The organism is Microbacterium sp. LKL04, from assembly GCF_900102005.1.
Taxonomy (GTDB): Bacteria; Actinomycetota; Actinomycetes; order Actinomycetales; family Microbacteriaceae; genus Microbacterium.
Window position 1 is genome coordinate 1,337,440 of sequence record NZ_LT627736.1, and the last position, 22,831, is coordinate 1,360,270.

The following is a 22,831-nucleotide window of genomic DNA, read 5'->3' on the forward strand; positions in this document are numbered from 1 at the left end:
CTACGGGCGACGCGACGACCCCCGTCGTTCATGACGGGCGCCCCGTCGAGCGACTCAGGCGCTCGCGCGCGGTACGAGCGTGGTCGGCAGCACGATGGACTGGCCGGGACCGCCGTCCACGACCTCGAGCAGCACCTCGACCATGCGCCGCGAGATCTCCGTCCACGGTTGGCGCATCGTGGTGAGCGGCGGGTCGGTGGTGGCCGCCAGCCCCGAGTCGTCGAAACCGGCGACAGCGACGTCCTCGGGGACGCGTCGTCCGGCTTTGCGGAGGGCGGCGATCGCCCCGACGGCCATGATGTCGGATGCCGCGAACACGGCGTCGATGTCGGGTGCCCGTCGGAGGAGTCGCGTCATGGCGGCCTCGCCCGCGTCACTGGAGTAGACGTCCTGCTCGACGAGTGAGGGGTCGAAGCGCTCGCCCATCTCGTCTCGGAAGCCGACCAACCGGTACCGGCCGCCCGGGGTGTCGTCGGGACCCGTGATGATCGCGATGCGCTCGTAACCGCGGCCGATCAGATGACGGGTCATCGCGCGCGCCGACGCCTCCTCGTCGACGGAGACGGTGGGCACGTGCGCCCGGTCGCCGAGAGGGACGCCCGTGCACACCGTCGGCACGCCGGCTTCGGTCAGCGCGGCCAGCAGAGGATTGGACTCGTGCGACGAGATGAGCAGGACGCCGTCGACGTGGCCGGCACGGACGTAACGCTCGATGTTCGCGTACTGCGAGGGGTGCTCCGCGATGAGGAGGACGAGCGTCATGTCCCGGGCGGCGAGGGCCTCCGTCGCCCCGCGCAGCAGGAGGGCGAAGGTGGGATCGGCGAAGAGCAGGTGCTGCGGCTCGGTCAGGAGGAACGCGACGGAGTTCGCCCTACCGGTCGCCAGAGAGCGGGCCGCGTGGCTGACGGTGTAGCCGGTCGCGTGGATCGCCTCTTCGACGGCGAGGCGGGATTCCTCCGACACCCAGCGTCCGCCGTTGATGACGCGCGACACCGTCCCGTGCGACACCCCCGCGACCTCCGCGACGTCGCGGATGGTGGGACGTCTGCGTTCGGAAGGGAGAACCACGCGCTGACTCTATACCCCGGCGGCGACGGCGCCGATCACTTCTGGGACCGGTCACAGTTCGGTAACGGGGGCCGGTGGGACGCGGCATCCGATTTACACTTCCAGACGTACCTGTTACCGGTCCCAGTCGCTTCACCGCGGCACCGGTCAGCGCTTCGATCGATGAGGATGGCACCGCAGCATGACGACCCCCGCCTGGCCGCGACTGGACGGCATCGCCTACGGCGGTGACTACAACCCGGAGCAGTGGCCCCGCGAGGTCTGGAACGACGACGTGCGCCTGATGCGCGAAGCCGGCATCACGATGGTGAGCATCGGCATCTTCTCGTGGGGTCTCCTCGAGATCCGCGAGGGCGAGTTCGACTTCGCCTGGCTCGACGAGATCATCGACCTCCTGCACGCGAACGGCATCGCCGTCGACCTCGGCACCCCGACCGCCTCTCCCCCGGCCTGGTTCTTCGCGCAGTACCCCGACGCCCGCGCCGTCACGAAGGACGGCGTCCCGATGGGCTTCGGCGCGCGCGGCATGGTGTCGCACTCCGCTCCCGAGTACCGCACCGCGATCGCCCGCATCGCCGGAGCCCTCGCGGAGCGGTACGGCGACCACCCCGCCGTCGTCCTCTGGCACATCCACAACGAATACGGCGTGCCCGTCGGCGAGGACTTCTCCCCGCACTCCGTCCGGGCCTGGCGCCTGTGGCTGCAGGAGAAGTACGGCGATGTCGCGGGGCTCAACGCCGCCTGGGGCACCGCCTTCTGGGGTCAGCACTACGAGCAGTGGGACCACGTCGGCGCGCCCGCCGCCGCCCCCTCGACGATCAACCCGGCGCAGAAGCTCGACTGGGCCCGGTTCACCGACGAGATGCTCCGCGCGTGCTTCCGCACCGAGAAGGACGCGATCCGCGCGCACGCCTCGCAGCCCATCACGACGAACTTCATGGCCAACCAGCACCACGGCGTGGACCTCTGGGCCTGGGCCGACGAGGTCGACATCATCTCGGACGACCACTATCTGTGGGCAGCCGACGAGGAGGGTGAGATCGGGCTCGCGATCGCCGCCGACCTCAGCCGCTCCGTCGGCCGCGGCAAGCCCTGGATCCTCATGGAGCACTCCACCTCCGCCGTCAACTGGCAGCCGCGGAACATCGCGAAGCGCCCCGGCGAGATGGCCCGGAACTCCCTGAGCCACGTCGGTCGCGGAGCCGACGGCATCCTCTTCTTCCAGTGGCGCGCCGGACGCTCCGGCGCCGAGAAGTTCCACTCCGCGATGCTCCCCCACGCCGGAACCGAGTCGCGGGTGTTCCGCGAGGTCGTGGACCTCGGCGCGAAGCTCGGCCGCCTGGCCGAGGTGCAGGGGTCGCGCGTCGAGGCCGACGTCGCCGTCCTGTGGGACTTCGAGTCGTTCTGGGCGCAGGACCTGGAGTGGCGCCCCTCCGAGGACGTCAGCCACGACGAGCGCATCCGCGCGTTCTACGAGCGGCTCTGGCGCGACGACATCACCGTCGACTTCGCCCTCCCGGGTCACGACCTCTCGCGCTACCGCCTGGTGGTCGTCCCGTCGCAGTATCTGCTGACCGCAGCGGATGCCGCGAACCTCACCGCCTACGTCGCTCAGGGCGGGACGCTCGTCGTCTCGTTCTTCTCGGCTGTCGTCGACGAGAACGACGCCGTCCACCCGGGCGGGTACGGCGCCGTGCTGGCGGACGCGCTCGGCGTCCGCGTCGAGGAGCACCTGCCCCTGCGAGAAGGACACGTCACCGGCATCCGCGTCGACGACGAGGACTTCGCCGCCGATGTCTGGCAGGAGGACCTCGTCGTCACCACCGCCGACGTCCGCGGGACGTACACCTCCGGCCCTGCGGAGGGCCGGGCCGCCGTGACGCGGAACGTCCACGGTCAGGGTGTCGGCTGGTACATCAGCACGCGACCGGATGCCGAGGGCCTCCGCGCGATCATGCGCGAGGTCTACGCCGACGCCGGCCTCGAGATCCCGGCGACGCCCGACGGCGTGGAGACGATCGTCCGTCACGGACGCGACGCGGACTACCTCGTCGCCATCAACCACGGCACCAGTGAGGTGTCGCTCACGACCACCGGAACCGACCTGCTGGCGCAGGCCGAGGTCCGGGACACGCTGGTGCTCCCGGGAGGCGACGTCGCCGTCGTCCGCCTGGCGCACACAGCTCCTCGGGGGGATCGATGACCGATCGCCCCACGACGGGACACCGTCGAACGCACTGAGAGAAAACCCGTCGCGGCCACCCGGCTGCGGCGATCACACCCCGGTCGTGACGGCGCGACCTCGCAAGAGGGCCGCCGGAGCGACCACATCCGGAAGGAAGATCCATGCGCAAGATGGGTATCGGCATCGCCGCACTGGCGGCCGGCTCCCTGCTGCTGGCCGGTTGCGCCGGCGGCAGCGGCAACACCGCCCCGGCACAGTCCGAGTCCGCGGCTCCGATCGACGCGAGCGGCGTGACCCTCACCGTCTGGACCGACGAGAACCGCAAGCCCGCCATCGAGGCTGCGGCGAAGACGTTCGAGGAGGAGACCGGCGCGAAGATCGAGCTCGTCCAGAAGAACTTCGAGGACATCCGCAACGACTTCACCAACCAGGTCCCGACCGGCGAGGGCCCCGACATCACGATCGGTGCGCACGACTGGCTGGGGAGCCTCGTCCAGGCGGGTGTCGTGGCCACCGTCGACCTCGGCGAGTCCGCGGCGAACTTCGAGAAGGTCGCCACCGACGCGTTCACCTACGAAGGCCAGACCTACGCGCTGCCGTACTCGCTCGAGACGATCGCCCTCGTGCAGAACACCGACCTCGTCGGCGAGGATGCCCCCGCGACGTGGGACGACATGATCGCGGCGGCCAAGGAGGCGGGCGCTGAGCGTCCCGTCGTCATCAACACGGCCGGTCAGACCGGTGACGCGTACACGATGTACGGGTTCCAGACCTCGTTCGGCGCCCCGGTCTTCGTCCAGGACGACTCCGGCTCGTACACGGCCGAGGTCGGCATGGGCGGCGACGCCGGCGACGCCTTCGCCGAGTGGCTCGGCGAGAACGGCGAGAAGGGCTCGGGCGACATCTCGACCACGATCGACTACGACACCAACAACGAGCTGTTCGCCTCGGGCAAGGCCGCGTACACGATCCAGGGTCCGTGGGCCGTCGAGGCGCTGACCGCACAGGGCGCGAAGATCAAGGTCAACCCGATCCCCTCGGCCGGTGACGAGACCGCGTCGCCGTTCGTCGGCGTGCAGGGCTTCTACATCAGCGCCGAGAGCAAGAACGCACTGGTCGCTCAGGAGTTCCTGACGAAGTACCTCGCGACCTACGACGCGCAGAAGGCCCTGTACGAGGCCGACCCGCGCATCCCGGCCTGGTCCGACCTCGCCGAAGAGGTCTCGTCCGACCCGGTGATCGCCGGCTTCGTCGCCTCGTCGCAGAACGGCGTTCCGATGCCCAACATCCCCCAGATGGGATCGGTGTGGGACCTCTGGAACGCCGCGCAGGTGCAGATCATCAAGGGCGCCGACCCCAAGGCGACCTGGACCACCATGGTCGCCGACCTCGAGAAGACCATCGGCTGACACACTTCCGGGGGCGGGGCGGCCACGCCCCGCCCCCGGAGACCACTTTCCTCGAGAGGGAGACGACATGACGGCTCTGCAGAGCCCCACCCTGCCGGAAGAGGCACCGCCGACGGCGGAGTCCCACGCCCGGCGCTGGTCAGGCCTCGGTTGGGGATTCCTGGTCAAGCTGGTCCTGATGGGCCTCATCAATGCGGTGGGCCTGCTCGGCATCATCGCCGCGTTCCAGGCCGAGTCCTGGATCGTGTTCGGCGTCGCCGTCGCTCTGCTGCTCGCAGCCGACGTCGTCTACTTCACGAAACGCGCGCTCCCCCTCAAGTACCTGCTGCCGGGGCTGTCGTTCCTGCTCGTGTTCCAGGTGTTCATCTTCCTGTACACCGGGTACATCGCCTTCACGAACTACGGCGCCGGCCACATCGGCTCGCAGGAGCAGGCGGTCGCCGCCTCGCTCGCGCAGGGCGAGCGCCGCGTCGAGGGTGCTCCCACGCTCCCCCTCACCGTCGTCGAGCGCGACGGCGACCTCGGCTTCGCCGTCGTCGAGGATGGCCAGCTGCTGGCGGGCTCCGCCGACGACCCGCTCAGCGTGGTCGGTCCGGCCCCGGCATCCGGTGCCGCGACGGAGGTCCCCGGGTGGAACGTCGTCCCCCGCAACCAGATCATCGGCGACCAGGCGACTCAGCAGGCGGTCATCGACCTCCGCGTGCCGGTCTCGGACGACCCCAACGACGGCTCGATCCGCACCCGCGACGGGTCGAGCGGCGCCACCTACCTCTCGACGATGACGTGGGATGCCGAGTCGCAGACCATCACCGACAGCGCGACCGGCCTCGTCTACACCGCGAGCCCGACCGGAAACTTCGTCGCCGACGACGGCACGACGCTGCCGACCGGCTGGGTCGTGAACGTCGGCTTCTCGAACTTCGTCGAGCTGTTCACGAACCCCGCGATCCTCGAGCCGCTCGGGCTCGTGACGGGGTGGACCTTCGTCTGGGCGGTCCTGTCCGTGCTCATCCCGTTCGCGATGGGCCTCGTGTTCGCCCTCATCTTCAACGACCCGCGCGTACGCGGTCGCAAGGTGCTGCGGACGCTGTTCATCCTCCCGTACGCGTTCCCGGCGTTCATGTCGGCACTGCTGTTCCGCGGCATGTTCAACGCCGAGTTCGGCGTCATCAACGAGTTCTTCTTCGGCGGCGCGAACATCGACTGGCTCGGTGATCCGTGGCTCGCCCGCGCCGCGGTGCTGTTCGTCAACGTCTGGCTCACGTACCCGTACTACTTCCTCGTGTGCACCGGCGCGCTGCAGGCGCTCCCGCAGGACGCGCTCGAAGCGGCGTCGATCGACGGGGCGGGCCGGTTCCGCCAGCTGCGGGCGATCATCCTCCCGCTCGTGCTGGTCTCGACGGCACCGCTGCTGATCTCGTCGTTCGCGTTCAGCTTCAACAACTTCACGATCATCTACATGTTCAACAACGGCGGCCCGGCCATCCCCGGCGCGCCGTACGCGCTCGGATACACCGACATCCTGATCTCGGCGATCTACGACATCTCCGGCGTCTCGGGCGGCGCAGCCGACTACGGCCTCGCCAGCGCCCTGTCGATCCTCGTGTTCATCGTCGTGGGCGTCGTCTCGGCCCTCGCGTTCCGTCAGACCAAGAAGCTCGAGGAGTACCAGTGATGTCCGCTCCCTCCACCGCCGCGACCACCGCGACGATCACGACCGGTTCCTCCGCGACACGCACCGCCGCCCTCCGTCCCGCGCAGCGCAAGCGCTGGGTGCTGGAGGTCGGCTGGAAGTACCTCGTGGCCGCCGGCATCCTCTTCTATGCGATGTTCCCGCTCGTCTACATCCTGTCGGCGTCGTTCAACCCGAACGGCACGCTGTCGGCGGCGAACGCGCTGTTCTCGGTCATCGACGTCGGCAACTACACGGCCCTGTCGGGCACGAGCTACTGGGCCTGGTACGGGAACACGCTCATCGTGGGCGGGGCCTCGGCGGCCGGCGCCGTCCTCATGGGTGCGGCGGCCGCGTACGCGTTCTCGCGCTTCCGATTCACGGGACGACGGATCAGCCTGACGGCGCTCCTCATCGTCCAGATGTTCCCGCAGGCGCTCGCCTTCGTCGCGATCTTCCTCATGCTGCTGACCCTCGGCGAGGTGTTCCCGGTCCTGGGACTCAACTCCAAGATCGCCCTCATCTGCGTCTACCTCGGTGGCGCGCTGGGCGTGAACACGTTCCTGATGTACGGGTTCTTCAACACGATCCCGATGGAGATCGACGAGTCGGCGAAGATCGACGGCGCGACGCACGCCCAGATCTTCTGGCGCCTCATCATGCCGCTCGTGACCCCGATCCTCGCCGTCGTCGGCCTGCTCGCCTTCATCGCGGCGTTCGGCGACTACATCATCGCGAAGATCGTCCTCGTCTCGGAGGACAACTGGACCCTCGCGGTCGGCATGTTCCAGTGGGTCTCGAACCAGCTCGCCAGCAACTGGGGTCTGTTCGCCGCCGGGGCGATCCTCGCCTCGATCCCCGTGCTGGCGCTGTTCCTGTCGCTGCAGCGCTACATCGTCGGCGGTCTGACCGCCGGGTCCGTCAAGGGCTGAGCGGCTTCTTCGCCGCGACGGCGGCACGGTAGAGGTCTCGCGAGGGCAGTCCGGTCTCTCGCGAGACCTCGCCGGCGGCATCCTTCAACCGGATGCCGGAGGCCACGAGAGCCTGCACCTGAGCGACGGCGTCGTCCTCGCTGACGGCGCGGACGCTCGCTCCCTCGACCACGACGACGATCTCGCCGCGGACGCCCTGGGCGGCCCAGTCCGCCAATTCGCCGAGCGGGCCCCGGACGACCTCCTCGTGAAGCTTCGTGAGCTCGCGGCAGACGGCCGCGCGACGGTCCGCCCCGAACGCCTCTCCCATCGCGACGAGCGTGTCGGCGAGGCGGGACGGCGCCTCGAAGAAGACCATCGTGCGCGCCTCGGAGGCGAGTGCGCCGAAGATCGTCCGCCGCTCCCCCGCCTTGCGGGGCGCGAACCCCTCGAAGGTGAATCGGTCGGTCGGCAGGCCCGCGAGCGCGAGGGCGGTGATCACGGCGCTGGGACCCGGGAGAGCCGTCACGTCGACGCCCTGCTCGACGGCGGCCGCGACGACCGCATAGCCGGGGTCGCTGACCGTCGGCATCCCGGCATCGCTCAGCAGCAGCACGTCCTCGGTCGCAGCGAGGGCGACGAGCTCCGCGGCGCGCTGCTTCTCGTTGTGGTCGTGCAGGGCGATGAGCCTCGGCCGGTTCTCGATCCCGAGGGCCTGCAGGAGCCGCTGCGTCGTGCGGGTGTCCTCGGCGGCGACGATCGTGGCGTCCTCGAGGGCGGTCCGCAGGCGCCCGGTCGCGTCGCCCAGATTTCCGATCGGGGTCGCGGCGAGGATCAGCACCGCCCCAGCATAGGCTGGTCGCCGTGAGCTCGACCGCGGAACCGCTGCTGCCGCCGCTCCCGGTCCGTCCTCGCCTCGACGTCCGCGCGGACGCCCTGCTCCGCCGGGTGAACACTCTCCCGGCCGCGTCGTGGATCGCGCCGCTGATCGTCACGATCCTCGCCGGCATCCTGCGGTTCTGGAACCTCGGCCACCCGCACGCGATCGTCTTCGACGAGACGTACTACGTGAAGGATGCCTGGAGCCAATGGAACCTCGGCTACGCCGCCACCTGGCCCGACGGCGCCGACCAGCGCTTCGCCGACGGTGAGACCGGCATCTACGGCACCGAGCCGAGTTTCGCCGTCCACCCGCCGCTCGGGAAGTTCCTGATCGGTGCGGGGATGGCGCTGTTCGGGCCGACGTCGTCATTCGGCTGGCGTTTCACGGTCGCCCTCGCGGGCACTCTCGCCGTCCTCGTCCTCTACGCGATCGCGTGGCAGCTGAGCCGCTCGATCGTCTTCAGCACGGTCGCCTCGGGACTCATGGCGATCGACGGGCTCGCGATCGTCATGAGCCGGGTCTCGATCCTCGACATCCTGCTCACCCTCTTCGTCCTGCTCATGGTCTGGTTCGTGCTGCTGGACCGCCGTGCCCACCTCGACCGTCTGGCCCGCACGATGCAGCGACGGGATGCCGCGCGCCGGGCGCCGTGGTGGGGGCCGGTGCTCTGGTGGCGTCCGTGGCTGCTCGCGGCGGGAATCGCCGGCGGCGCCGCGTGCGGCGTCAAGTGGTCGGGCGCGTGGGTCCTCGGTGCGCTGGGGATCTACGCGGTCATCAGCGACGCCCTGGCCCGGCGGCGGCTCGGCGTCTTCTTCTGGCCGATGGATGCCGTCCGCCAGGGCGCGGCGACCTTCCTCGTGTTCGTTCCCGTCGCGGTCGTCGTGTACCTGTCGACCTGGATCGGCTGGCTGTCGAGCGACGGCGGCTACGGCAGGCACGCGGTCGACGCCACCCCTGCACAGGGGTTCTGGTCGTGGGTGCCCCTCCCCCTGCAGAACCTGTGGCACTACCACGAGACGATCTACACGGCGACGGCGCAGATCACCTCCTCGCACCCCTACGCGAGTCCCGCCTGGCAGTGGCCTCTCCTGCTGCGCCCGACATCGATGTACGTGGGCAACACGGCGAACGGCGTCGACGGGTGCGTGAGTGCGCGCGGCTGCATCGAGATCCTGTACTCGATGCCGAACCCGATCCTGTGGTGGCTCGGGGTCCTGGCCGTCCTGTGGCTCGCCGTGCACGGCGTCCGCACCCGCGACTGGCGTGCGGGGATCGTGCTCGTCGGTGTCGGGTCGACCTACGTGCCGTGGCTGTTCTACCCGGAGCGGACGATCTTCCAGTTCTATACGGTGCTGATCCTCCCCTTCCTGCTGCTGGCCGTCGCCTTCGCGCTCCGCACGCTCTGGGGGTCGGGGCGCCACGCGGCGGGGTCGCGGCTCGCGGGCCGGCGGATCGTGCTCGCAACGGCGGCGATCGTCCTCGCCGTCTCGGTGTTCTGGTATCCGCTGTGGGCAGCGATCAGCGTGCCGATGGAGTTCTACTGGATGCACAACTGGCTTCGCGGATGGGTGTGAGTGTCACCCATCAGTAGGCTGTGACCGTGTTCCGTTACCCCACCCCGACGCTCGCCGCCGAGGCGGGGTACGCCATCGCCGGTGATCGCTTCGCCATCCTGCTCGGTGCGGGCGTCACGGAGGGCGTGATCGCACGGTTGTGGAACGCCGCGGTGGCAGAGACCGCCGTCCTCGAGGACGTCCTCAGCGTGCTCGTCGCCGGTGGCATCCACGACCTTCCAGACTTCGCCGTGGCCGAGTTCCCCGACGACGATGCGCAGCCCGTCCGCGTTGCCGTGCGCGGTGCCGCGATCGTCGAGACCTCCGACCGAACGCGCGTGTCGGGAGCCGACGCGCGGACGTGGATCGAGACGGCGCTCGCGGGGGCCGTCGGCATCCGTCTCGCCCTCGAGACCGGGCCCGCCGGCGGCGACCTGTTGCCTCTCGGCCTCGGTGTCACGCGCGCCCACGAACTGTCATGGGGCCGCCCTTTCCCCGCCGGCCGCGAACCGGATGCCGACGTCACGCCCGCCGCCGCGGGCGAGGTTCCCCCGGGGACCCTCGCGCCCGTGACGGTCGCGGTCCCCACGATCGCCCCTGCGGCCCCGGCTCCGCCCGCGCCGGCGCCGGTGGCCCGCGATGAGGAGATCGACGTCCTCCAGACCATCTCGGTCGACCGGAGCCTCTTCGCGCGGCTCTTCGAGGATGAGGACGACCTCGAGCTCCCCGACTTCCTGCGCGACGACGCGCGCGGCGGAGATCTTCCCGACGAGCGCACGCGGTTCGGCTCGCGCCGCGGCTCGCGTCCGGCCGCACCCGCGACGGCCTACGGACTCCGACTTCCGGGCGGCCGGACGGTCCCGCTCGACAGGCCCGTCGTCCTCGGTCGCGGGCCGCGCGCGGGCGAGCACCCCGACGCCCGCATCGAGCGGGTGTCCTCGCCGCACAAGGAGATCTCCGGGACGCACCTCGAGGCGATCCTCGACGGGGCGACCCTGGTGGTCCGCGACCTGGACTCCACGAACGGCACGATCGTGCGCCCGCCCACCGGTGCGGCTGCACTCCTGCGCGGAGGTGCGGCCTCCCGCGTGCCGGTCGGAACGGAGCTGGACCTCGGCGACGGTGTCACCGCCGTGTTCGACGCGCTCGAACCCTCGACGGCGGGATGATCGAGCGCGTGTCCAGCAGGCTCCCCTCTTCGCCGCCCGGGCTGTCCGGGTTCACGTACGTCCGTCCGCTGGGCGCGGGTGGCTTCGCCGACGTGTTCCTCTTCGAGCAGAACCTCCCTCGGCGCCCCGTCGCGGTGAAGGTGCTGCTGGAGGACGTGGTCGACGAGAACGTGCTGCGGATGTTCAACGCCGAGGCCGATGTGATGGCCCGCCTGAGCGCCCATCCGTCGATCCTCACGATCCACGAAGCGTCGGTGTCGGCCGACGGGCGGCCGTACCTCGTCATGGAGTACTGCCCCACCTCGCTCACGCACCGTTACCGCCGCGAGGAGATCCCCGTCGCGGAGGTCCTGCAACTGGGCGTCAAGATCGGCTCCGCGCTCGAGACGGCGCACCGAGCGGGACTCCTGCACCGCGACATCAAGCCGTCGAACATCCTGATCACGGCGTTCGGATCGCCCGTCCTGTCCGATTTCGGGATCGCTGCCGCCGTCGAAGCCCGCCCCGACACGGAGGAGGTCTTCGCGATGTCGGTGCCGTGGTCCGCACCCGAGGTCGTCGACGAGCGCGTCTCCGGATCGATCGCCGCCGAGGTCTGGAGCCTCGGCGCCACCGTCTACTCTCTGCTGGCAGGCCGCAGCCCCTTCGAGCGTCCCGGCAGGGGCCAGAACACCCGCGACCAGCTGAAGGCCCGCATCCGCAAGGCCGTCTACACGCCGATCGGGCGCCCGGACGTCCCGGGTGAACTGGATGCCGTCCTCGCGCGGGCCCTGAACCGCGACCCCGCCGCGCGACATCCTTCCGCCGCGGCGTTCGCCCACGACCTGCAACTGATCCAGCACCGGATGGGCCTGCCGCACACGCCGCTCGAAGTCGCGGTGGACGAGTGGGCGTCCGCCGGGGCGACCGTCGACTTCGCCGACGACCAGCCACGCGGCCCGGTGCGACCCGCCGTCGAGTACGCCTCGTCCCGTCCCGAGCGACGCCGGAGTACGCCCGCACGCCGGCCCGACGAGGGCACGATCCTGGCGGGCGCGGAACCCGCATCGCGGATGCGGCGCGGCACGGTCATCGCGCTGATCGTCGGCGCCGGCGTCCTCGTCGCCGCGGCGACTGCTGCCACGACGTTCGTCCTTCTCGGCGGAGCCGGCTGAATGGCGCGCGCGAGCACCGAGCGACCGCGCGTGCGCAGGTCGACCTGGATCGGCGCGGGCGCCGTCACGGCGGTCGTCGCCGTCGTCGGCACGCTCGCGGTCGTCTGGCCCGGTTACGACGCGCAGCAGACGCCCGTCGAGGATCCGACCGTGTGGGCGCTGCAGACCGGCGCCGGCAGCGGCTACGCGCGCGTCAACCTCGACCTCCGCGAGATCGACACCGTCAAGCAGGTCGTCAACGGCACCCAGGTCGCGCAGACCTCCGACCGCCTGTTCGTGTTCAGCGAGGGCGGCTCCGCCTTCTCCGACGTCGACCTCGCCCAGCCCGCCGATCTGACCGGCGAGGACGAGGACACGACGGCGCCGACGCCCGCGGGCACGGTCGAGATCGTGACCGCCGGGGACGCGATCGTCTACCGCACCGAGGGCGGCGGCGTCTTCGGAGCGACCCTGTCCGGCGGCGGCGCAGCCTCCCCCATCGACCCCTACGCAGAGGTCGAACGCGACGACGACGAGCAGGCGCCGCGCTTCTCGGCATCCGCTGTCTCCGTCGACGCGGACGGCGTCGTCTACGCCTACTCTGCCGCCGAGAAGCTCATCGTCCGCGCCGACGCCGCCACCGGACGCATCGTCGGGCAGGACGAGACCCCCATCGCCCCGGTCGACGCCCAGCTGAGCGCCGTGGGCGGCCGCTGGGTCCTCTACGACGTCACGACCGGCGACGTGGCCGTCCGCGGCCGGGACGGCCTGGTGGAGACCGCCCCGCTCCCCGGCGCGGTGCTGCAGCGCGCGGCGACCAGCGGCGACGCCGCCTACATCGCCGACCCGACCGGCCTGACGCGCGTCCCGATCGAGTCGGGCACCGCGGACCGCCCGGTGGAGTCCCCGGGCCTCGGCACGCCCGCCGTCCCTGCGCCGTCAGGGAACACCGTCCACGCTGCATGGCTCGGGGACGGCACCGGCGGCGGCAGCCTCTGGTCCAGCGCTCGACCGGATGCGACCGTTCCCCTCGACTACGCCGGTGCCGACATCGGCGACGGCGTCGACCCGGTGTTCGTCGGCAACGGATCGAGGCTGGCCGTCAACGACCGCGGGTCGGGCTGGGTGTGGCGGGTGCCCGACGGCGCGATCGTGCCGTCGTCGCAGCAATGGCGCCCCGAGGACACGAGCGAAGCCGCGCCCGACACCGAGGACGACGTCGAGCGGGTCCTCGAACCCAAACCGCCCGTGGCCGTCGATGACGAGTTCGGGGTCCGCGCCGGCTCCGTCGCTCTGCTCCCGGTGCTGCTGAACGACCACGATCCGAACGAGGACGTCCTCAGCATCGACGTCGGCGGCTTCGACGGAGTGGATGCCGCCTTCGGCCGCGCGAGCATCACCGGCGCCGAACAGCAGATCGCCCTTGACGTCGCCCCCGACGCGACGGGGACGACGACGTTCCGGTACCGCGTCACCGACGGCACGTCGTCGGGAGGACGTCTGTCGGAGTATGCGACGGTCACCGTCCGCGTGATTCCCGAGGCGGAGAACTCGCCTCCCGTCTGGTGCGGCGTCGCCGAGTGCCTCGCCACCTGGCCCGTCCTGTCGGTGGCGCCGGGCGGAACAGTGTCTGCCGACCTCCTCCGGGGCTGGGTGGATCCCGACGGCGACCCGGTCTATCTCGCCGGGATCGACGGGGCGCCCTCCGTGGGGACGGCCACGACCTCCCCCGAGGGGGAGTTCACGTACCAGCATCCCGATCCGAGCGCGACGGAGGCAGCCAGCATCCCGGTCCCGGTCGTGGTTTCGGACTCGCGCGGCGCCACGACCACGCAGTCCGTCACGGTACAGGTGACCCCCGCCCCCGACCTGCGGGCCGAGTCGTTCGCGGTGACCGGCGTGGTCGGCGAACCGCTGGACGTCGACCTGACCCCGTACGTCACCGGAGCGTCGGGTCCGCTCACGATCGGATCCCTCGTCGCCCTGGACTCCGAGCGCGCGACGGTGACGCCCACGCCCTCGGCCCTGCGCATGACCTTCGCGGCACGCGAGGCCGGGTCGTACGTGGTCCAGTACTCCGTGCGCGATGGCGTGACCGAGGCATCCGCCCTCGCGCGGGTGACGATCCGCGAACCCGCGGACACCGTCGTGACGACGCCGCCGCTCACCGCCTTCGTCCGCCCCGGCGAGGATGCGACGATCGACGTCGCGTCGGCGGCGGCGAACCCCGCCGGGCTCGTCCTCCTGCTCGAGGACGTCCGTCCCGACAGCGACCCGACGGCGTCGCTCAGCGTCGACCTCGTGGGGCAGAGCCTCCTCCGCGTCAGCGGCACCACCGGCGACGGCCGGCCCGGACGCCTGGGGGTCGTCCGGTACACGCTCACCGACGGAGGTGGAGACGCGACGACCGCCGAGGGCGAGGTCACCGTCATCCTGCTGCCGGCGGGTTCCGCGGAGCAGCCGATCGCCGTCGACGACGCCGTCACCGTGCGCAGCGGCACGCAGATCGACATCCCCGTCCTCGACAACGACAGGGCGCCCGCGGGTGCACTCATCGGCATCGACCCGGGGTCCGTCGTCAACGAGACCGGCGGCGGTCTCGCCTTCGCCTCGGGACGCGTGCTCCGCTACCTCGCACCGCGCGAAGCGGGCACCTACGCCCTCACCTACACGATCTACCGGGTGGGCTTCCCCGAGGTCGTCGACACGGCGCGCGTGACCGTGACCGTCACCGGCGGCGACGACAACCGCTCCCCGGTGCCGCGCACCCTCGTCGGGCGCGTCGTCGCAGGACAGTCCGTCACCGTTCGCTTCGATCCGTACGCGGTCGACCCCGACGGCGACGACGTCGCCCTCGAGACCATCACCACTCAGCCGGAGCAGGGTTCGGCCGCCGTCTCCGCCGACGGCCGGTCGATCGTCTACACGAGCAGTGAGGCCACGTCGGGGCAGGTGCGGTTCGGGTACCAGGTGAAGGATGCCCGTGGCGCCACCGGTGTCGGCGAGGTCCGCGTGGGCGTCATCGCCGGTCAGAGCGACCCCAGCCCCGTGACCTTCAGCGACTACGTCCAGGTGCAGGCGGGAGCCGACAGCACCGTCGTCGTCCGGCCAGCCGACAACGACGTCGACCCGTTCGGCAGCGCTCTCGAACTCACCGACGTCGTTCCGAACGCACCTGCGGACAGTCCCGAATACGCCGCGCTGGCCGATCGGGTCAGCGTCGACGGCCCCGCCGTCACGGTCCGGGCGGGTACGGCCCTCGGGACGTTCTCCTATTCGTACGAGGTCGCCAATGCCGACGGCGACACCGCGATCGGTCTGCTGGTCGTCAAGGTCGTGCGGGACCCGGTGCCGGACCACCCCGTCGTCTCGGACACGGTGCTGACGATCGAGGACCGGGACCAGTTCCCGACCGGTGTCGACGTCCTGAGCGGACGGGTCGCCTGGACCGGCGGGGACCCGTCGTCACTGACGCTGCGCCTGTGGGGCGCCCCGGATGATCTGCGCGTGTCCGGCTGGGAGATCTCGGGCGAGCTGCCCGCGCAGAGCCGCCTCATCCCCTTCGAGGTGACCGGAACGGCTTTCGACGGCACCGAGGTCACGACGTACGGATTCCTGCGCGTCCCCGGGACGGACGAGGTGCGTCTCACGCTTCGCGCAGGGGCCGAGCCGCTCCGTGTGCGCGAGGGCGAGAGCGTCGACGCGGATCTCGCCGAGCTCGTCGCCCTTCCCGAGGACGCGACGCTCGTGCTGGACGGCACGGGGACGAAAGCTGGGGGCGCCCGCCCGGAGGCGACCTGCCGCATCGTGTCGGGCACCGTCATCCGCTACAGCGCGGGACGCGGCGCACCGTGGACCGATTCGTGCATCGTGACGGCGCGGTTGGCGGGGGGAGACACCCCGACCGTGCTGCCCGTGCCCGTGCAGATCGAGGCGGAGATCCCGCAGCCGTCGCTGCGCAGCGCATCGATCGGGGTGCGACCGGGGCAGACGCAGACCTTCGACCTCACGCGCATGGTGCGATGGGCCGGTGCCGCCGACGAGAGTGCCCTCGACGTCGAGATCTCGTACCGCGGCGACCAGTTCGACGTCACGCAGAAGGATGCCGTCGTGACGGTGACCGGGCGTGACGAGGCCCGTCCCGGACGCGAGGAGGAGGTCACGGTTTCGTTGCCGAGCCATCCCGACGCCGCCGCCGCGAGCCTCATCCTCACCGTCGGTCCGTCGCCTTCGACGCTCCCCCGCGGCGGTTCCGCGGTGCAGACGTGCTCGCAGGCCGACGGCACCACCTCCTGCACGATCGACGTCGTCGGCGCCGACGGCGAGGTCAATCCCCTCCCTGGGACGCCGCTGCGCGTGGTCGGCGCATCGAGCTCGGGCAACTGCGACGGCGTGCGCTTCGCGCCCGCGGGAGACCGCGCCGTCCGCGCCAGCTGGAGTTCGGATGCCGAGGGGGCGGCGCGCTGCGCCGGGACCTTCGTCGTCGAGGACGCCCAGGGCCGACAGTCCAGCGGCGACCGCAACGGCTCCATCGTCCTGGACCTGCGGGGGCTCCCCGCGAACCCGACGCGCGTCGAATGGACCGCCTACAGCGAGGACACGGTGAGCCTCCGAGTGACATCGGATGCCGGTTCCTACCCCGCGGTCCAGGGCTACCGCATCACGACGGGCGGCCGCGAGGTCGCGACCTGCCCCGCGTCGGGCGTGTGCGCACCGATCTCCGCGCCCGTCGGCGAGCAGCGCGTGTACGAGGCCCGCGCGACGAACGACGTCGGCGCGTCCCGCGGTGCCGTCCGGACGACGGCCTGGTCGTACCGCCCGCCTGCACGGCCCGGAGCCGCGTCGTTCCAGCCCGAGCCGAACGGACGCGACGGCGGCCTGGCCACGATCACCGTGACAGGCCTGGACGACACGACGGGGACGGTGCGGCTGTCGGGCGGAGTCGCGGGAAGCGCGACGCAGCCGGTCAGCGGAGGGACGGCGACGTTCACGGGCTATCGCGTCGGCTCCAACGAACCGACCCAGCTCACCGCGACGCCGCTCACCGAGTTCGAGCTGCCGCCCATCGCCGGCGGCTCCAGCGAGGGACGGGCGCTGGAGCTGTCGGCGCACGGAGTGGGGGCACCCACGATCGAGCTGTCCGAGACGACGACGTCGAGTTCGATGACGGTGTCGGTCCGCGTCACCGGCCAGAGCGCCGGGACCGAGCCGCTGTTCGGATTCAGCGAGACTCCCGCCTGCACTCCGAACAGCCGCTCGTCCAGCCAGAGATTCGACGCGGTGGCGTTCCAGCGCAAGACCATCCACGTCTGTGTGACAAGCACGTTCAACGGCGCCGCCGGGTTCGGTGTCACGAGCGATCAGATCACCGCGCGGCCGATCGGCAGTGTCGACGCACCCCCACGCCTGACCTACACCGTCTCCTCCAGCCCCAGTGGGAACCAGGGCTCCGGCTTCACCTATGCGGCGAGCGGGCACAGCGACGCGGGAAAGCCGCCGTTCGAGGGAGCACAGCTGCGCTACCGGCTCAACGGTCGATCCGTGGACGCGTTCGCACCGCGAGTCAACCAGCCCAGCGACCGCTGGGGCGCCGTCTGGTGCGACACGTTCCTCGGGTTCGACGCGGAATGCTCCGGCGAGACGCCCATCGAGCCCTCGTCCGGAAGCGCGGACTGGCCCGTCTACGTCGCCACCGACGACATCCCCTCCTGCCGATCGGACGAGGCGGTACGGGACTGGTTCCCCCGCGACATCGGGCGCAATGTCGCGACCGTCGAGACGAACGTGCGCACCGGTGACCTCGGCCCGGTGTCGGTCACGTATACGATCCGTTGGACGGGCGCGCTCGCGGAGCTGCAGAGCCCTCCGGGTCTCACCGTCGACTGCCGACAGATCGCGCCACCGGATCCCGAGCCGGAGCCCGATCCCGACCCCGAGGCGCCGGCGGGCTGAACCGCCCCCGCCCGGATCACCCGTTCTTCGAGAGGAACACGATGACGATCACCCAGGAGCAGAGCGCCTGGTTCGCCGAGACCTTCACCTCGCTCGTCGACAACGTCGAGCAGGTCGTGCTCGGTAAGCGCCACGTCATCGAGCTGGCCTTCACCGCCATGGTGTCCGAGGGTCACCTGCTCCTCGAGGACTACCCCGGCACGGGCAAGACCTCGCTGGCGCGCGCGATGGGACGTTCGGTCCAGGGGACGAGCTCCCGCATCCAGTTCACTCCGGACCTCCTGCCGGGCGATGTCACCGGCATCACCGTCTACGACCAGCGCCGCGGCGAGTTCGAGTTCCACCAGGGCCCGATCTTCGCCAACATCGTCCTCGCCGACGAGATCAACCGAGCGTCCCCCAAGACGCAGTCCGCCCTCCTCGAGGTGATGGAGGAAGGGCACGTGACCGTCGACGGCATCACCCGGGACGTGGGGGTCCCCTTCCTCGTCGTCGCCACGCAGAACCCCGTGGAGCAGGCCGGAACGTACCGGCTGCCCGAGGCCCAGCTCGACCGCTTCCTCATGAAGACCTCGCTCGGCTACCCCGATCACGCCGCGACCCTGCGAATCCTCGAGGGTTCCAGCGAGGCATCCCGCGACGTGGCGCCCGTCGTCACCCCGCAGGGCGTGGTCAGCATGGCCGACATCGCGCGCGGGGGGTACCTCGCGCCGCTCGTCCTGGACTACGTCGCTCGGCTGGTCGAGGCGACCCGTCTTGCCCGCGAGGTCCGTCTCGGGGTGAGCGTCCGCGGTGCGCTCGCTCTCACGAAGGCCTCCCGGACGTGGGCACTGGCCCACGGGCGCACCTACGTGACCCCCGACGACATCAAGGCGCTCGCGGTCCCCGTCCTCGCCCACCGCCTCATCCTGGATCCCGAGGCCGAGTTCGACGGCGTGACCGCCGAGGCCGTGATCGGGCAGGTCCTTCTGGACGTCGTCCCGCCGTCGCAGCAGGAGCGCGCGGACGAACGTCGTCAGCGAGAGAACGTGTGAGCTCGTCGACCGAGTCCCGTCTCACCCGAACCTCGGGGACGACGGGGTACACCCGCACCCGCTACGGCACGGAGCGTTCGGCGGCCGTGCTCGCCGTTCGCGGCGTCCAGGGCTGGCGGCGGCTCCGCCGTGGCGTCGCCCGTGCCGCGCGGAACACCGCTGAGACCATCGCTCCCGCGGGCTGGGTCGTCGTCGCGGTGGCGGTCGTGGGACTCGGCTTCGGACTCGGATTCGGACTGCTCGAATTCGCCGTCGCAGGCGGCGCGGGTCTTCTGCTCCTCGCTCTGTCCTTCCCGTTCCTCTTCGGGGCGCGGGCCTACCAGGTCGCCCTCCGCCTGGCCCATGACCGCGTCGTGGCGGGCACCCCGGTGGAAGGCGCTCTCGTCGTCACCAACGTCGGCAGGCGCACGGCGCTCCCCGGCAGGGTGGATCTGCCGGTCGGAGACGGCCTCGTCGACGTGCACGTGCCGCTTCTGCGTCCAGGGCACGAGCTCTCGGAGACCGTCGTCATCCCGACGCAGCATCGTGGCGTCATCACGGTCGGTCCCGCGCGCACCGTGCGCGGCGACCCCCTCGGCATCCTCACCCGCGAAGCGACCTGGCAGGACACGCACACGCTCTACGTGCACCCCGTGACGACCGCGCTCCGCAGTTCTGCGGCCGGCCTCATCCGCGACCTCGAGGGCAGCCCCTCCCGCACCATCGTCGACGCGGACTTCTCCTTCCACGCGCTGCGCCCCTACGCCCCCGGAGACTCCCCCCGCCAGGTGCACTGGAAGTCCACGGCGAAGACCGGCGCCATGATGGTGCGTCAGTACGAGGAGACCCGACGGTCCCGCATGATCCTCGTCCTCGCCCTCGGGGTCGACGAATACGCCGACGAGGACGAGTTCGAGCTCGCGGTCAGCGCCACGGCATCCATCGGCGTCCGCGGCATCCGCGACGGGCGCGATGTGGACGTCGTCGCGGGGTCGGAGATCCCCGAGTTCGCACGCAGCCGGATGCGGACCTTCCGCACCCTCACGACCATCTCCAGCCGCACGCTCCTCGACGATCTGGCCGGCATCGAACGCGGCGAGAACCCGAGTCGGCTGCGCGAGGTCGCGGCGCTCGTCTCGGAACGTCATCCGGATGCCTCGATCGCCTTCCTCGTGTGCGGTTCGGCACCCACCCCCACCCAGTTGCAGAGCGCAGCCCTCGCGTTCGGCTCCGAGGTCGCCGTCGTCGCCCTCGTGTGCGCGCCGACCGCGGCCCCCGGCATCCGGCGACTCGGGAGCATGACGGTCGTCTCGATCGGTCTGCTCGAAGACCTCCGGCAGCTCCTGGCGCGAAGCGGCCAGTCATGACCGCCGCGCCCACCCGTCGCGACGCCCGTCGCCGTCCGGCGCCCTCGCGCACCGGCTTCTACGTCGGTCAGGCTGTCGTCATCGACCTGCTCCTGGCGGTGGGCGCGATCGCTGCCTGGCCCATTTACCGCAGCACGGCGTTCATTGTGGTCGTCTCGGCGGGCATCGCCGCGGGCCACGTCGTGGCGGCCATGGGCGTCCGGTGGCGGTGGTCGGGGTGGTGGGTCGCGCTCGCGGCGCTCGGCGCCTACCTGGCTCTGGGCGTGCCCGTTGCAGCCGCCGGGTCCCTCTCCTCGGCCGACGCCGCCCTCCGCGCCCTGGTGAGCGTCGCGACGGCCCCGGTGACCGGGTGGAAGGACCTCCTGACCCTCGAACTGCCGCTCGGCAGTTACCAGGCGACCCTCGCGCCCACCCTCCTGCTCTTCCTCGGCAGCGCCGTCGCGGCGCTCTCGATCGCCTGGCGGGGAACGAGATGGTGGATGCCTGCGGTCGCCGTGTCGCTGGTACCCGCCGTCTTCGGGGTCGCCTTCGGCGCCCGCTCGCTCGCCGCGCCCCTGCGCGTCGGTCCGGTGGCGGTTCAGCCCGAGACACTGGTGGGTATCGCAGCTCTCGTGACCGCTCTGGTCGCCGTCATCTGGCGGACGACCGACGAGCGCCGTCGGGCGCTCGCGACGGCGAGCGCTGCAACCGGAGTGGTGCGGGGACCCGGTGGCCGCCGACGGGGCAGCGCGGCGCGCGCTGCGACGGCGGTCGGGATGGTCGTCGTCGCCATCGCGGCCGCCGCTGCCTGGGGCCCGTGGGCTCTCGCCGACCAGCCCCGGTCGGTCGCGCGGAGTGTCGTCGACCCGATCCTCGAACTCGAACGGGCACCGAGTCCGCTGGCCGCCTACCGCGCGTCGTTCACCGATGAACGCTACGACGAGACACTGTTCACCGTGACGGCGTCGACGGGGCTCGATCGTGTGCGACTCGCGACGCTCCCGTTCTACGACGGTCGCACCGTCCGGGCGGTCGACCCGGTCACGGGCGCCGCGGACCCGATGACCTCGTTCACCCGAGTGCCCTCGAGCCTCGACGAGAGTGCCGCCGGCGCAGCCGTCGTCACGGTGCGGATGGGCACCGGCACCGGCATCTGGGTGCCGACCATCGGCGCGCTCCGGGCGATCGCGTTCGAGGGACCGCGCGCGGCCGACTTCGCCGACGGCTTCTTCCACAACGCGGCGACCGGCGGCGCCATCGAGATCGCCGATCCGGGGCTCACCGCGGGAGACGCGTACCGGCTCGAAGTCGTCCCGGAGCCCGCCGCGGCACCCGTGGCATCCCTCGTTCCGTCGCGGACCGGACCGTCCCTGCCTGCCGAGGCTGTCCCGGCGTCGCTGACGGAGTGGATCGAGGCGCAGCAGGCGGGATCGGGAGGGAGCGGGCTCGAGATCCTGCTCGATCGGTTGCGCTCGCGCGGCTACCTGAGCCACGCGCTGCAGCTGACCCCGGGTCAGACCCCGTCGTGGCTGCAGGACCTCGGCGAGGGCGGTTTCCAATCGTCGCGAGCGGGCCACTCCGCAGACCGGATCGGTGCGCTCTTCACTCAGCTCCTCGACCGCGAGGCAGAGGCGCCCGGCGGTTCCGATGCCGACCTCGTGGCCGCGGTGGGCGACGACGAGCAGTTCGCGGTCGCCGGAATGATCATCGCCGATCAGCTCGGCTTCAACGCCCGCGTCGTGGTCGGCACCCGCCTCGCGTCCGCCGAGGACCTGCCGGTGTGCGACGAGGGCGCCTGTCGCGGCGGGGATCTCGCCGCGTGGATCGAGGTGCAGGATGCCGCCGGCCGGTGGACCCCGATCGACGTGACACCGCAGCACGAGAGCTTCCCCTCCCCCGACCTCGAACAGCGACGCGATCCCGAGAACCCGACGGATGTCCGACGGGACGAGGCCGAGCCGGTCCTGCCCGCCGACGCCTCTCCCGCCGATGGCGACCGCCCGGCGCAGGATGCGCCGGACGAACAGGCCGACCTCTCCGCGCTCTGGACGGCGGTCCGCATCGGCGGCATCTCCCTGCTCGCCGTCGTCGTCCTCGTCGGCCCACTCGTCACGGTTCTCGCGATCAAGGCGCTTCGACGCCGCGGCCGACGGCGTCGCCCTGATGTCGCCGAACGGTTCAGCGGCGGCTGGGAGGAGTACGTCGACACAGCAGTCGACCACGGATACCCCGCACCGGCGCATCTCACCCGGCAAGAGCTCGCGCTCCTCTTCGCGCAGGGTGCCGACGGGGGCGCCGGGACACGGCTGGCGACGTGGGCCGACCGCTCGGTGTTCGATGTGGCTCCCCCGTCGACGGAGGAGAACGACGAGTTCTGGCGGATCGTCGCAGCCGAGCGTTCCCGGTTCGCCGCCGGCAAGGGCTTCTGGGCGCGACTGCGGGCGCGACTGTCGCTCCGCTCATTGCTGCCGCGCACACGGCCCCGGCGCCGATAGGGTGTGCGATGCGGGACCGAGGGAACCCATGACGGAGGACGA

At 71.2% G+C, this 22,831-nt stretch carries 13 protein-coding genes; 11 read left to right on the top strand and 2 right to left on the bottom strand.

The window, feature by feature from the left end; genetic code table 11:
- Nucleotides 1-54 precede the first annotated feature (54 nt).
- Nucleotides 55-1,068: a LacI family DNA-binding transcriptional regulator gene (locus BLP38_RS06615; RefSeq protein ID WP_091354808.1), complete on the bottom strand. Its 1,014-nt coding sequence runs from the start codon at nt 1,066-1,068 to the stop codon at nt 55-57.
- 181 nt (nt 1,069-1,249) lie between these two features.
- On the opposite strand from BLP38_RS06615, the gene BLP38_RS06620 reads away from it, so the two are divergent.
- From BLP38_RS06620 to BLP38_RS06635, 4 genes are all read left to right on the top strand, one after another.
- A complete protein-coding gene (locus tag BLP38_RS06620; protein ID WP_091354812.1) occupies nt 1,250-3,271 on the top strand; it encodes a beta-galactosidase in 2,022 nt (673 codons plus the stop codon).
- 143 nt (nt 3,272-3,414) lie between these two features.
- Nucleotides 3,415-4,662 carry a sugar ABC transporter substrate-binding protein gene (locus BLP38_RS06625; RefSeq protein ID WP_091354815.1) on the top strand — a complete coding sequence of 416 codons (1,248 nt, stop codon included), beginning with the start codon at nt 3,415-3,417 and terminating at the stop codon, nt 4,660-4,662.
- A gap of 67 nt (nt 4,663-4,729) precedes the next feature.
- The gene (locus BLP38_RS06630; protein WP_091354819.1) at nt 4,730-6,337 is read left to right on the top strand and encodes an ABC transporter permease subunit; all 1,608 of its coding nucleotides are present in this window, start codon (nt 4,730-4,732) and stop codon (nt 6,335-6,337) included.
- Nucleotides 6,337-7,266 carry a sugar ABC transporter permease gene (locus BLP38_RS06635; protein ID WP_091354823.1) on the top strand — a complete coding sequence of 310 codons (930 nt, stop codon included), beginning with the start codon at nt 6,337-6,339 and terminating at the stop codon, nt 7,264-7,266. Before BLP38_RS06630 ends, BLP38_RS06635 begins: the two co-directional genes overlap by 1 nt.
- Here BLP38_RS06635 and rsmI read toward each other — a convergent pair.
- Nucleotides 7,256-8,086, bottom strand: a complete 831-nt coding sequence (gene rsmI / locus BLP38_RS06640; protein ID WP_091354827.1) for a 16S rRNA (cytidine(1402)-2'-O)-methyltransferase — start codon at nt 8,084-8,086, stop codon at nt 7,256-7,258. The genes BLP38_RS06635 and rsmI overlap by 11 nt on opposite strands.
- 23 nt (nt 8,087-8,109) lie before the next feature.
- Here rsmI and BLP38_RS06645 point away from each other — a divergent pair, with 23 nt between their 5' ends.
- The 7 genes from BLP38_RS06645 to BLP38_RS06675 are packed head-to-tail and all read left to right on the top strand — an operon-like array spanning nt 8,110 to nt 22,789.
- Entirely contained in the window at nt 8,110-9,702 is a 1,593-nt protein-coding gene (locus tag BLP38_RS06645) for a dolichyl-phosphate-mannose--protein mannosyltransferase (RefSeq protein WP_091354831.1), read from the top strand.
- A 26-nt stretch (nt 9,703-9,728) separates the two neighbouring features.
- Nucleotides 9,729-10,850, top strand: a complete 1,122-nt coding sequence (locus BLP38_RS06650) for an FHA domain-containing protein (protein WP_091359608.1) — start codon at nt 9,729-9,731, stop codon at nt 10,848-10,850.
- The gene (locus BLP38_RS06655) at nt 10,847-12,004 is read left to right on the top strand and encodes a serine/threonine-protein kinase (protein ID WP_091354834.1); all 1,158 of its coding nucleotides are present in this window, start codon (nt 10,847-10,849) and stop codon (nt 12,002-12,004) included. The genes BLP38_RS06650 and BLP38_RS06655 overlap by 4 nt, the downstream gene beginning before the upstream one ends.
- Nucleotides 12,005-12,034: 30 nt before the next feature.
- A complete protein-coding gene (locus BLP38_RS06660) occupies nt 12,035-17,935 on the top strand; it encodes an Ig-like domain-containing protein (protein WP_157681067.1) in 5,901 nt (1,966 codons plus the stop codon).
- Between the two features lie 41 nt (nt 17,936-17,976).
- Nucleotides 17,977-18,969, top strand: a complete 993-nt coding sequence (locus BLP38_RS06665) for an AAA family ATPase (RefSeq protein ID WP_091354839.1) — start codon at nt 17,977-17,979, stop codon at nt 18,967-18,969.
- Nucleotides 18,966-20,315, top strand: a complete 1,350-nt coding sequence (locus BLP38_RS06670; protein WP_091354842.1) for a DUF58 domain-containing protein — start codon at nt 18,966-18,968, stop codon at nt 20,313-20,315. The genes BLP38_RS06665 and BLP38_RS06670 overlap by 4 nt, the downstream gene beginning before the upstream one ends.
- Nucleotides 20,312-22,789 (top strand): hypothetical protein, encoded by a 2,478-nt coding sequence (locus BLP38_RS06675; protein ID WP_091354846.1) that lies wholly within the window; start codon nt 20,312-20,314, stop codon nt 22,787-22,789. The genes BLP38_RS06670 and BLP38_RS06675 overlap by 4 nt, the downstream gene beginning before the upstream one ends.
- The last annotated feature ends 42 nt before the right edge of the window (nt 22,790-22,831 follow it).

What these genes read in the sequence shown, in the direction of transcription:
- BLP38_RS06635 (WP_091354823.1), top strand. Translation starts at nt 6,337, where the DNA reads ATGTCCGCTCCCTCCACCGCCGCGACCACCGCGACGATCACGACCGGT.
- BLP38_RS06630 (WP_091354819.1), top strand. Translation starts at nt 4,730, where the DNA reads ATGACGGCTCTGCAGAGCCCCACCCTGCCGGAAGAGGCACCGCCGACG.
- BLP38_RS06655 (WP_091354834.1), top strand. Translation starts at nt 10,847, where the DNA reads ATGATCGAGCGCGTGTCCAGCAGGCTCCCCTCTTCGCCGCCCGGGCTG.
- BLP38_RS06665 (WP_091354839.1), top strand. Translation starts at nt 17,977, where the DNA reads ATGACGATCACCCAGGAGCAGAGCGCCTGGTTCGCCGAGACCTTCACC.
- BLP38_RS06675 (WP_091354846.1), top strand. Translation starts at nt 20,312, where the DNA reads ATGACCGCCGCGCCCACCCGTCGCGACGCCCGTCGCCGTCCGGCGCCC.
- BLP38_RS06620 (WP_091354812.1), top strand. Translation starts at nt 1,250, where the DNA reads ATGACGACCCCCGCCTGGCCGCGACTGGACGGCATCGCCTACGGCGGT.
- BLP38_RS06625 (WP_091354815.1), top strand. Translation starts at nt 3,415, where the DNA reads ATGCGCAAGATGGGTATCGGCATCGCCGCACTGGCGGCCGGCTCCCTG.